The organism is Streptomyces sp. SAS_272, from assembly GCF_052543235.1.
On the sequence record NZ_JBMNDR010000045.1, the window covers coordinates 62,917 to 73,901 of the forward strand.

The window sequence follows — 10,985 nt, forward strand, 5'->3', positions numbered from 1 at the left end:
CGAACACCGGCTTCGGCACCGGTGACGCCCATGGGACAAGCAGCCCGCACCGGACGTGACAGGTCACCGATGTGAACCACGTCACACCCTGCGCACCGGGGGTGGGACGTCAAGAGTCTGCACCGCCGCACGGGCCGCCATTTCTTGTGCTCGGCGTGGATGTGCTCGACGCAGAGCCGCTCGGAACGGGCGGCGCCGCTGCTGGCGCCAGGCGTGGTGCTCGCCGATCGGCGCCTGGTCACCGGGGGTTCGCGCAGTCCGACCGACTGCCCTTCATCCGCTGTCACATGGAGACGGGGCCGAGGTCGGCGGCGGTCTGGGCCAGCGCGCGGAGGGTGGGGCCGTCGGCGGTGGATCGCCACGTGAGTGCCCAGTGGAGGGTCGGGGCGTCGTGAACGGGGAGGAAGACGATGCCGGGGGGACGGTTGTAGCGGGCGGCGATCTCGCCCAGCGGATGGACACACTGTCCGGAGGCGACCAGGGAGAGAACCTCGTGGAAAGTCCGCGCGGCGGGCCCGCGCGGGATGCGGCGGCCGAGCGGCGTACGGGTGGGGACCATGGCCGCGATCCAGTACTCGGGGGCGTCGGGGCCGAAGTCGACGACATGGTTGTCACCGAGGTCTTCCAGCGACGCGGTGCCGCGCTCGGCCAGCGGATGGTCTGCCGCCACGGCGAGCACGCGGCCTCCGGTCAGCACGGTCGGGCCGACCGTGAGGTCCGGTTCGGCCACCGGGAGCCACAGCACGTGCGCGTCGTGCTCTCCGGTGCGCAGCGCGGTGAACGGGTCGCTGCCGTTGATCTCGCCGAACTGGACGTCGCCGCCGGGGTGGCGGGCGCGGAAGGCCTCGATGAGGGGGCGCAGTTCGTGGCCGGCGTGGCCGAACACACCCAGGCGCAGGGTCTGCCTCGTCCCCGCGCCGGCCGCCGCGGCGCGGGCGAGCCCCTCCCGGAGAAGGTCGACGGCTTGCTGGAGGTCCTCGCGCAGACGCCGGCCGACCGGGGTCAGGGCGACTCGCCGGTTGGTGCGGTCGAACAGGACGACGCCGAGGCGCCGTTCCTGCTTGGCGATGGCCTGACTGACGCGGGCCTGGGACACATGAAGCCGCTCCGCGGTGCGGCCGAAGTGCAGTTCCTCCGCCAGGGTCAGGAAGATCTCGATGTCACGCAGTTCCATGCACAACCCCCGTCCATGCATAACCACCAGGTTATGAACAGCCCAAGGAACCTTACGTTGTTCGCCGTCCCGCCCGCATTGATGCTGGATCCATCGCCGCCGGACAGGCGGCACACGCACCTGAAGCGCACAGGGATGGGGAGGGAAACCGATGGGCGACATGCGGGCCATCGCCGATCGCGTCGAGATCGAGGCGCTGCGGGCCGAACTCACGGACGCGGTGATGATGCGTGATTTCGACCGCGCCGTATCGCTGTTCACGCCCGAGGGAGCCATGCGCTGGCCGCACATCGACAAGGAGTTCGTCGGCTGCGCGGAGATCCGCGCGGGGATCGAGTGGGGCCAGTCGCTCTGGGAGTTCTTCGTGCAGAACGTCCACCCGGGGGTCATCCGGCTGGACGGCGACACCGCGGCCGGCCGGGCGTACGTCCAGGAGTTCGGACGGATGCGCGACGGCAGCTCTCACCTGAACTACGCCTTGTATCACGACCGTTACGAGCGAACCGCTGACGGCTGGAGGTTCAACGAGCGCGTCTACGAGGTCCGGTACCTGGACTCCACCCCGCTCCGCGGCTCGGCACCGGAGCGCCTCGGCCGACCCGTCCTGTGAGCCGTCAAGGCGCGCCGAGTCGACATCTTGCGCGCCAGGCCGACGTCTGCGCGCGAAATCCCTGACAGCGGAGGAGACGAACCATGTCTGAGAACATCGAAGTCGTCGTGATCGGCGGCGGTTACGCCGGGGTCATGGCGGCCAACCGGTTGACGCGGCGCGACGACGTGACCGTGACGCTGATCAACGCCCGCCCGGACTTCGTCGAGCGGATCCGGCTGCACCAACTGGCGGGCGGGACGCACGCGGCCGTGGGCGACTACCGGAAGCTTTTGGGCGAGCGCGTCCGGCTGGTGGTCGACACCGTGACCCGGATCGACGCGACGGGGCGCGGGGTGGAGCTGGCGAGCGGAGCCACGGTCGGCTACGACTACCTGATCTACGCGGTGGGGAGCGGCAGCGCTGCCCCCGGTGTGCCCGGAGCTGCCGGGTTCGCCCACCCGATCGCCACGTTCGAGGAGGCGCAGCGGCTGCGGTCGGTCCTCGACGCCGCTTCCGCCACGGCCCCGGTGACGGTGGTCGGAGCGGGTCCGACCGGCATCGAGACCGCCGCCGAACTGGCGGAGGCGGGCCGCACCGTGACCCTGGTCTGCGGCGGGCGGCTCGGGCCGTACCTGCACCCGAACGGCCGCCGTTCGGTCGCCCGGCGGCTGGCCGGTCTCGGTGTGACCGTGCTGCAGGGCCCCGGTACGAAGGTCACGGAGGTCACCGGCGACACCGTGCGGCTCTGCGACGGCCGTGAACTGACGAGCGAGGTCACCGTCTGGACCGCCGGGTTCGGTGTGCCGGACCTGGCCGCCCGCAGCGGGCTGAGCACCGACCTCCTGGGCCGCCTGCTCACCGACGAGACCCTGACGAGCATCGACGACGAGCGGATCGTCGCCGCCGGGGACTCGGCGGCACCGTCGGACATGCCGTTCCGGATGAGCTGCCAGGCCGCCGGCCCGCTGGGAGCACACGCCGCCGACACGGTGCTCAGCCGCATCGCGGGCAGGAGGCCCGCACCGATCGACCTGGGGTTCGCCGGCCAGTGCATCAGCCTGGGGCGCCACGCGGGCATCTTCCAGTTCGCCCACAGGAACGACACCGCCAAGCGGCTCCACCTCGGCGGCCGAACAGGCGCGACGGTGAAGGAACTCGTGTGCCGGCTCACCGTCAAGCAGCTGGTGAACGAGGCACGCAAGCCCGGCTCCCACACCTGGGCCAGGGGTGAGCAGGGCCGCCGACTGCTGCGGGCCCAGCGCCGCGAGACGGCGGCCACCGCCGAACAGTCCGCCTGAACCGCGAAGGACGGCCGACGTGGTGCCGCATGCCGATGGCCCTGGCACACGGCTCGTCCGTGATGTCTTCCGGCGAGACGAACCGTGATCGTCCAGCGCACAAGATCGATTTGTCGAGATACCCACTGGGGGTTCAGTCATGATCCTGATCACCGGGGCGACCGGCGTCGTCGGCCGGGAAACCGTCCGCCTCCTGGTCGAGGCGGGAGCGAAGGGCGCCGCTGTCACCCGCGACCCGCACGCCGAGTTCCCCGCCGGTACACAGCTCGTCCACCCCGCGAAGGTTCCCACCGTCGACGGCGTGGAGGCCGTCCTGCTCAGTCCGCGTGCCGCCGGGTCCACCGCTGTCGACCTGTTGGCCCGCGCCCGCGAGACGGGCGCGGCGAGAGTGGTCGTGCTGTCCGCCCTGACAGTGCAGTACCCGGCCGGGCACGCACGCTTCCGGCAGCAGTTCCACGCGGTGGAGAACGTCGCCCGGGGGAGCGGCCTGGACTGGACGGTCCTGCGCTGCGCCGATTTCGCCGCCAACACCCTGGCCTGGGCCGGGCAGATCCAGGCGACAGGGACCGTGCGGGGCGCATACCCGCACGCGAGGACCTCGACCGTCGACGAGCGTGACATCGCCGCCGTGGCCGCCCTGGCCCTGACCCGCCCGCAGCACCGCGGTCAGACGTACCTGCTGACCGGAGAGCAGTCGCTGAGCCAGCCTGAGAAGGTCGCCGCGCTCGGCGCGGCGCTCGACCGGACGCTGTCGTTCGTCGAGGCCGCACCGGACGAGATCCGCCGCGGCATGCTCGCCGCCGGCCTGCCCGACGAGGTACCCGACCGGCTGCTCGGCTCGCTGGCCGACTACGCCCGCGAAGCCGGGCCCACCACCGACACCGTGCGGCGGCTGCTGGACCGTCCGGCACGCACGTACGCCACCTGGGCGCACGACCACCGTGCCGCCTTCGCTGCAGGAGGACCCCGATGAAACTCACGATCGTTGCCGCCACCGGCGGTATCGGACGGCGCCTCGTCGAGCAGGCGGTAGCCGCCGGGCATGACGTCACCGCCGTGGCCCGCCGCCCACGGGAGCTGCCGGACGGCGTCAGGACGGTCGCCGTCGACCTCACCCGACCCGACCTCCGGACGCTCGCCGCGGCGGTACGCGGCGCCGACGCCGTACTGTCCGCGCTCGGCCCGCGAAACCCGCGCACGGGCGCAGGCATCACCTCGCTCGGCACCCGCGCGATCGTCGAGGCGATGCATGCCGAGCACGTGCGGCGGATCATCATCGTCAGCGCCGCACCCGTCGGACCGGTGCCGGCGCCCGGCCGACCGACGCCGCCCAGGCACGATCCCGGCGACGGCTTCTTCATGCGTCACCTGGGCGGCCCTTTGACCCGGACCATGTTCGGCCGGCACTACGCCGACCTCGCCGTCGCCGAGCAGACTCTGCGCGACAGCGGACTGCAATGGACGGTGTCGCGCCCGCCCAAGCTCACCGACAAGCCCCTGACCGGCAGGTACCGGACCGCGTGGAACCGCAACATCCGGGGCGGGTTCTCCGTGCCGCGCGCCGACGTCGCCCACCACATGCTCGCCATGGTGAACCAGCCGGACACCGTCGAGCAGGTCGTCGGAATCGCGAGCTGACGAACTGCCGGCCACCGATCACGCACACGACCCGGGCTGCGGGCGACGGAGCGGGCGACGACCCGCGACGGTGACCGACAAGGTCAGGAAGACGCCTCGGCCGTCCCGCCCGCCCCTTCGCCGCCCGGGTCGCCCCTCCCGAAAGGACGCGATCATGACGGAGTACGCCCGTTTCGTCAGCCTCGTATGCGCGGGACTGTTCGCCGGATTCCTCACTTCGGTCCTTGTCCTGGAACTCTCGCTGCGCGGCTTCGACAGCACCGTCTACACCCAGGTCCGGCAGGTCGAACTCGACTCCCTCGACAGACTCGCCGTCGCCACACTCCTGCCGGCGCTGATCGCCACGGCGGTACTGGCCTGCCGGACCCGCCGAACGAACACCCGACGGCCGACCGTGGCCGCACTCACCCTCCTGGTCCTCGTTCTCGGCCTCACGCTCATCGTCAACCTGCCCATCAACTCCGACCAGCTCCACTGGAACGCCCAGTCCCCGCCCTCCAACTGGGCCGACGTACGGGACCGTTGGCAGATCGCCCACGCCGTTCGGACGATGGCCGCGGTCCTCGCCTTCGCGGCCCTCGCCCTTGCGACGCCGGTGCCTCGTACACGTCGTTCAGGGCTCGGCGCCGAGTTCCCGTGCGATTCCGGCGTCCCCGGCCGGACCGACGAGGCGCAGGTGCCTGAACCGCGTCCGTCTTGTCGAAGCACTCCTGGCGCTGCCTATATCCCAGACGTCTCGCTCTGGCCCCTGCCGACCGGCCCAACCGGCCAACCCACATGCCTATCAGGCGTAACCGCCCCGGGCGATCCGCCGCCGTCGTGCCGGCTCGATGATGCGCACGCACAAAATCGCAGGTCAGGAGCCCTCTGTGACCGGTTCAAGGATCGCGACACACTCCGCATGATGCGTCATCGGAAAGATGTCGGCCTGAGCGAGTCACGCAAAAGGCCAGGTCAGGGCCTGTTTCTCCGGTCGCTGGCTCACGTGTTGGCGAGCGGAGCGTCATGACCGACAGCCCGTCCTTCCTGCTCCGGTCAGAACACGCGGCCACACCAGCTCACCCAACCTGGGCTCGAGCTGCTCACCGTCGACGCCGGCTTGCACATCATGATCCGCGCGACTTCTGAGGCCGCCACAATGAAGGCATCCCATCCGCTCCGCCGCCGCACCTACCGCAGCCCAGGAGTCTTCGTCGCTACGCCAAGTTGGGACTCCGGCGGACAATCAGCCCAACGGTGCGAGATACTGTCGGCCTTCGAATGCGGGGGCCACCAGCGCCGCGCCAGCGACATCCCGACGAGGGGCCACTGTGGCAGAGGAATTCGACCAACTCGCCATCTTGTCTAGAAGACTACGTGCCATGGTGGCCGCGAAGTTCGGAGACCGGTACCAGGTCAGCGTGGTGGCCCGCGAAGTCGGCGTGAGCCGCAATACCCTTTCCGCCGCCCTCAACGCCCGGCTGGGAACCGACCGGCAGAGTTCCAAGGTGCCGGCACTGCGCACCGTGGAGTGCATCGCGGACGTCACTGGCGCCGACGTGGTGCCGCTCGAAGAGCTGCGTAAGGCGGCCCTACGGCAGGCCGACCTCAGTGCCTCCGCGGCATCCGGTCCGCCGGCGTGGCCCGAGTTCGCCGCGCCACCGGCCGGGCTGGCGGATGATCTCTTGGTCACAGACTTCGCGTACGGGGTACTGGAACCCCTGGCCCGCGGCTTCGTCGGCCGCAGTCACTACATCGACGCCATCGACGCCGCGATCGAGGACCCCGCGCTGCCCTCCGGGTACATCCTGATCACCGGTGAGCCCGGTATCGGAAAGACGTCGCTGATGGCAGAGCTGGTGCGCCGTGGGAAGTGGCTTCACCACTTCAACATCGCCGCCTCCGGCGCATCGACGACCGAGGCGTTCCTGCGCAACATCTGCGCCCAACTCGTCGTCCGGTACGCCGTGGGTCACAAGGTCCTGCCGTCGCGCGCCGGTCAGAACAGCCTGTTTCTGCTGGGCCTTCTGGGCGCAGCGGCCGTGCGGGATAACTCCCCGCTCGTCATTGTGGTAGACGCCATCGATGAGGCGGCGGATGACGGGAGGCCGGGAACCAACCGTCTGTCCCTGCCACGCCAACTGCCGGACAACGTGTACGTCGTCGTCTCCTCGCGGGGTCGTAACGCCTACGAACTCGACGCGGAACGGATTCGGCACATCGAGATCGAGGACGACAGTGAAGCCAACCGCGCGGATCTGCTCCTCTTCATCGAGACGTTCATCGAGGACAACGCGGAGCGCATGGCGGGCATCCTACGGTCCGCCGAGCAGGCCGGAGTCGACTTCACCGAGCGGTTCCTGGAGCGCAGCGAAGGCAACTTCTTGTATGCCAGCCGAGTCCTGCCGGAGATCGTCAGTGGTGAACTGCCCGGGATGGAGAGCGTCGGCGACCTGCCCCTGGGACTGCGCGAGTACTACCACCGGCACTGGGGAACGATGCAGGCCGCGGACCCGGAGCTGTTCGACGAACTGCACCGGCCCGTGATCCAGGGGTTCGCCGTGCTGCACGAAACGACCGCGGAGGCCATCGCCGAGACATGGGACCTGCCGGCCCACCGGGTCCGCCAGGCGGTGGCGACCTGGCGGGAATTCCTCAACCAGGCGCGGACCGAACCCGATGGATCACCCAAATACCGCATCTACCACAAGTCGTTCCTCGACTTCCTCCAGAGCACGGCCGGGATCGGCACTGTCGAGGAGCAGTTGCTCGATTTCGTCGACGCCGCCATCGAATGGGACGACGAGTGAGTCATCAGTTCGACAAACTCCGTACCGAACAACTACTGAGCGCCCTTGAACTGCGCTCCGGCAAACGCCTCGACCACACCGCCCTCGTACGAATGCTCCGGCAGTGCACCGACGACAGCGGCGGCCCGCGGATGGCGCTGCTGGAGCGGCTTGAGCGAGAGAAGCGCGCCGAGGCGCTGCCCACCGCCCTGCGCGCCGCGCTGGCCGCGTCCCGGCCGGGGCAGGAACAAGTTGCGATGGCGGCCAAGGCGCGGTACGCGCTGATCCTCGCCTCTCTGCCAGGCGCGCTCGCCGACCTACCTTCGGGGTTGCTGCGTCGACTGCTTGACCTCGGTGTGTGGAGCTCCGAGCGGGCCCGAATGATGGTTGCCCAGATCGTCGACCCGCGGGTACGCGCTCTTCGCCTGGCCGAGCTGGTCCAACGCTTCCCTCGCGACCACTCGCTCTCCGAGGACCTGCACGAGGCCGCCGCGCAGTGCACCTCCGAAAGCGCGTCGGGTCGCCGGGCCATCTCCGTTGCTCTACCGCTGCTGAGCACTCAGACGCGCGAGGATTTGATCGAACGCATGTTGCCCACTCCAGGACGTGGGGCGGACCGCGAGCGGCTGGCCCACCTGCTGCACCATGCCGCGTGTCTCGCACCAGCTCATGTGCAGGAAGCCGAGACGCTGATCAACCGGGCAGCACTCCTCAACGGGGACGAGCGGCTCACCGCTTGGGCCTTGCTGTATCCGGTGCTGGCGCCTGAGCGCCGTGATTCTCTGCTTCCGCGACTGCTCCCGGCGGCCGTTCCGGGCGCCTCCCCGGCGCTCGCTGCTGCCTTGCTGACGCTTCTCAACCACACCGACGGCCCTTCCCACCAGCGGCTGCAGGACTTCGCAGCCGCTCGCTATCGCCTACCGCGTATGAAGGGGGCGGATCCCTTCGAACGCGCGGTGGCCCGTTTGTCACACTGGGCCGCCGTGAGCCGGTTCGTGCCGGGCACACTCGCCGGCCTGTTCTTGGGGTGGAGTCTGGAGTCCCTGGGGCACCCTTGTCATGAACGGGCTTTTATCCCGCTGGCCGTCACGGCTGTAACCGTGACTGGGCTGCCCCGTCGGCAGGTGCAGGTGGCGGCGGTCGCATGTGCCGTGGCCGCACCAGGCCGGTTCCGGAACGCCTTCCCCTACGATGCGCTTCCCTCCATGGCCCACGCCGGCGTGCGAGAGATGGTGCCCGTCGCGATCAGTGGCCTCTCCTCATGGGTCAGGGCGTTCGGCCGCCTACTTCTGTCCTGGCCCGCCGCCTGGCGGGCTCGAGGCCGGGGGGCACTGAACACGGAGGGGCGCAGCATCGGGCTGCTCCTACGGGCATCGGCGGCGCGCGGGATTCGGAGCGAAGCGGAGGCGATGGACGTGCTCACCCGCCTGGAAGCTGCTCAGCGCGACCACGCACTGGAACACGACGTCAAGGTGCGTACCCTCTCGGACATCGCAGGGTTCCTGCCGGATGCCGCACTTGCACGGGCTGTCCGGATCCTGGAGACGCGTGACGACGCCACCGAGATCTCACTGGCCATCGCACGCCACCTCCCTTACCTGGAGGACGGTGCGCATCGGACATACACGGCCCTACTGCTGGATCGCGTCATGACCGCCTGCGTGGGCGACCCGATGGCCGCCTGCCGCGTCCTGACAGTTCTCAGCGACCACCTGGACCGTCAGCAGATGGTGACGGCATGGAAGGCTCTCGAAGCGATCGACACCCGGTCGAGGGGGTATGAGGCGGACAGTCCCGGACCGCTGCTGCCGCTGCTGGCCCAAGCGTCTGCGACGTTTGTGCCGCGCCTGCCGACCGACCTGCTGCCGCGGGCGCGGCGGCTCCTCAGCCACTGTCTCGCCGGCACCGCCAGGGCCCGTGGCGTGGCAGGACTGGCCCGGCGCGCCCCCAGCCTGCGCTCCACCGTGTCGACTCTGCGAGCAGCGGCGGCCGCCTTACTCCGGCTCACCGATCCGGTGGAGACGGCGATGTGTCTGGCGGTACTGATGCCCGTCCTGCCTGCCAAAATCGGTCGGTGGGGGAGCCGCCACGCCCTGAGGCTGTTACGGAGTGCGGCGGACGGCACTTACGACGACGGGCGGCAGGTGCCTGAAGTCCTGGCCGAGTTGGTACGCAACGCCCCCTGGGCCGTGAGCGAAGCGAACATCCTGGCCCGTACCGTGCGGTCGGGCGGCCTACGGGCCGAGGCCATCGTGGCTCTCCTGCCGCACCTCGGTGCGGGCGACCGGCAGACATCGCTCGACATGATCACCCAGTCGGTGCTCAGCCATCCCGGCCTCACCGACTATGGCCGGCTTGTGTCAACGGCACGGCTACTGCCCTGGGTCCGGCCGCCGGTAGACGAACTCGTCCACCGGCTCGTCGAGGGTGTCGACAGGAGTTGGAACGAAGCCACGCGCGCGGCCGCGTTCGCGGCGCTGGCGGAGTCCGCACCCCCGTCGCGTCGGACGGACATCATCACCCAGGGATTCTCCCTCGCGGCGGCAGTGACCGACCCTGACGACCGCGCCGCGAACCTCGCGCGACTGGCCGGTGCCGCGGCGGAGTTGCGAGAGTATCCGGCGAGAGCCGAGTGGACGGCTCTTATGACCGCCGCCTCCCGCCGACCCCGCCGTGAACTCCTTGAGGACATCGGCAACCTGGCGCCTCTGACCGCTGGAGCCGGAGGCAGCGCAGCTGCGACGGAAATGTGCCGGGCACTGTCGGACGTAAGCCGCCTGTGGCCATGACCCACGCAGCCGCTCAGGCGGACAGGTACAGGGCGATCAGCAGCGCGCCAAGCGTGAGCGTGCTGCCGAAAGCGGCACCACCATGCAGGACCGCGGCCGGCCATCGGCTGCCGTCCAGCCACGACAGGACCGCTGTCACCACGGCGGCCAGGAACGCGACGAACCCTGCGATCACGACGCTGAGCGTGAGCGCCATACGCGACATCCGAACCATGGCGGGGCCTCCATCTCCTTGGGGAGACAACACCGTCGCAATGTCCGGACCTGATTCTGCGCAGAGTAAGCGCTGTTGGACGAACTGAGCACGTCTGCCAGCGGCTTGGGACGGTCGGCGGGCCGCACCATAGCGGCACGCAGCTTCATCTTCGCGTCGCTCTTCCGCAACGCCTTGATCCTCTCGAGGTGTTCGGCGCGGCCGATGTCTTTCGGTGCTTTGGTGCGAGCTCCCTCCGGCTCTGGCAGGACGGCTCCTTCTGGGATGCCTTCAGAGAGAAGAGCGCATCGCCGGACGCAATCCCCTGCTCCACCGCGGCCGTTCGGCGCACCGCATCTTCCGTGCTCAGCCCTGCCCCCGCATGCCTCGGCACTCCCTACGACACAGGGTAATGAGGCCAGCGCAATCAGCACACGTCAACCCGAGCCTGTCGCCTGATGGCCCGAGCCCGAGGAACAGCCCTAGCGCGCTGCTCGAAGAGACAGGGGCGGGCCGGGTTGCCCCGTCCCGCC

9 protein-coding genes are annotated in these 10,985 nt (G+C 69.7%); 7 read left to right on the forward strand and 2 right to left on the reverse strand.

Translation table 11 applies throughout. From position 1 onward, the window contains the following. Positions 1 to 283: 283 nt before the first annotated feature. Positions 284 to 1,174 carry a LysR family transcriptional regulator gene (locus ACN6LD_RS24405; RefSeq protein ID WP_319195107.1) on the reverse strand — a complete coding sequence of 297 codons (891 nt, stop codon included), beginning with the start codon at positions 1,172 to 1,174 and terminating at the stop codon, positions 284 to 286. Positions 1,175 to 1,325: 151 nt separating this feature from the next. Here ACN6LD_RS24405 and ACN6LD_RS24410 point away from each other — a divergent pair, with 151 nt between their 5' ends. The 7 genes from ACN6LD_RS24410 (at position 1,326) to ACN6LD_RS24440 (ending at position 10,259) form a co-directional block, all read left to right on the forward strand. Next, the gene (locus ACN6LD_RS24410; RefSeq protein WP_445044267.1) at positions 1,326 to 1,784 is read left to right on the forward strand and encodes a nuclear transport factor 2 family protein; all 459 of its coding nucleotides are present in this window, start codon (positions 1,326 to 1,328) and stop codon (positions 1,782 to 1,784) included. An 83-nt stretch (positions 1,785 to 1,867) separates the two neighbouring features. Then, positions 1,868 to 3,064: an NAD(P)/FAD-dependent oxidoreductase gene (locus ACN6LD_RS24415; protein WP_445044268.1), complete on the forward strand. Its 1,197-nt coding sequence runs from the start codon at positions 1,868 to 1,870 to the stop codon at positions 3,062 to 3,064. A gap of 139 nt (positions 3,065 to 3,203) precedes the next feature. Beyond that, complete coding sequence (locus ACN6LD_RS24420) at positions 3,204 to 4,037, forward strand: NAD(P)H-binding protein (RefSeq protein ID WP_445044269.1); 834 nt, start codon at positions 3,204 to 3,206, stop codon at positions 4,035 to 4,037. Next, on the forward strand, positions 4,034 to 4,702 hold the full coding sequence (locus ACN6LD_RS24425; RefSeq protein WP_445044270.1) for an NAD(P)-dependent oxidoreductase: 669 nt from the start codon (positions 4,034 to 4,036) through the stop codon (positions 4,700 to 4,702). The genes ACN6LD_RS24420 and ACN6LD_RS24425 overlap by 4 nt, the downstream gene beginning before the upstream one ends. 154 nt (positions 4,703 to 4,856) lie before the next feature. Then, a complete protein-coding gene (locus ACN6LD_RS24430) occupies positions 4,857 to 5,711 on the forward strand; it encodes an anthrone oxygenase family protein (protein ID WP_445044271.1) in 855 nt (284 codons plus the stop codon). 352 nt (positions 5,712 to 6,063) lie between these two features. Beyond that, entirely contained in the window at positions 6,064 to 7,491 is a 1,428-nt protein-coding gene (locus tag ACN6LD_RS24435; protein ID WP_445044272.1) for an AAA family ATPase, read from the forward strand. Further along, positions 7,488 to 10,259: a hypothetical protein gene (locus ACN6LD_RS24440; protein ID WP_445044273.1), complete on the forward strand. Its 2,772-nt coding sequence runs from the start codon at positions 7,488 to 7,490 to the stop codon at positions 10,257 to 10,259. The genes ACN6LD_RS24435 and ACN6LD_RS24440 overlap by 4 nt, the downstream gene beginning before the upstream one ends. A 13-nt stretch (positions 10,260 to 10,272) precedes the next feature. Here ACN6LD_RS24440 and ACN6LD_RS24445 read toward each other — a convergent pair whose 3' ends face one another. Further along, positions 10,273 to 10,455 (reverse strand): hypothetical protein, encoded by a 183-nt coding sequence (locus tag ACN6LD_RS24445; RefSeq protein ID WP_445044274.1) that lies wholly within the window; start codon positions 10,453 to 10,455, stop codon positions 10,273 to 10,275. Positions 10,456 to 10,985: the final 530 nt, after the last annotated feature.

Bases quoted from the DNA above. Each gene is read 5' to 3' on its own strand.
- ACN6LD_RS24410 (WP_445044267.1), top strand. From the start codon at position 1,326: ATGGGCGACATGCGGGCCATCGCCGATCGCGTCGAGATCGAGGCGCTG.
- ACN6LD_RS24405 (WP_319195107.1), bottom strand. From the start codon at position 1,174: ATGGAACTGCGTGACATCGAGATCTTCCTGACCCTGGCGGAGGAACTG.
- ACN6LD_RS24430 (WP_445044271.1), top strand. From the start codon at position 4,857: ATGACGGAGTACGCCCGTTTCGTCAGCCTCGTATGCGCGGGACTGTTC.
- ACN6LD_RS24425 (WP_445044270.1), top strand. From the start codon at position 4,034: ATGAAACTCACGATCGTTGCCGCCACCGGCGGTATCGGACGGCGCCTC.
- ACN6LD_RS24435 (WP_445044272.1), top strand. From the start codon at position 6,064: ATGGTGGCCGCGAAGTTCGGAGACCGGTACCAGGTCAGCGTGGTGGCC.
- ACN6LD_RS24415 (WP_445044268.1), top strand. From the start codon at position 1,868: ATGTCTGAGAACATCGAAGTCGTCGTGATCGGCGGCGGTTACGCCGGG.
- ACN6LD_RS24445 (WP_445044274.1), bottom strand. From the start codon at position 10,455: ATGGCGCTCACGCTCAGCGTCGTGATCGCAGGGTTCGTCGCGTTCCTG.
- ACN6LD_RS24420 (WP_445044269.1), top strand. From the start codon at position 3,204: ATGATCCTGATCACCGGGGCGACCGGCGTCGTCGGCCGGGAAACCGTC.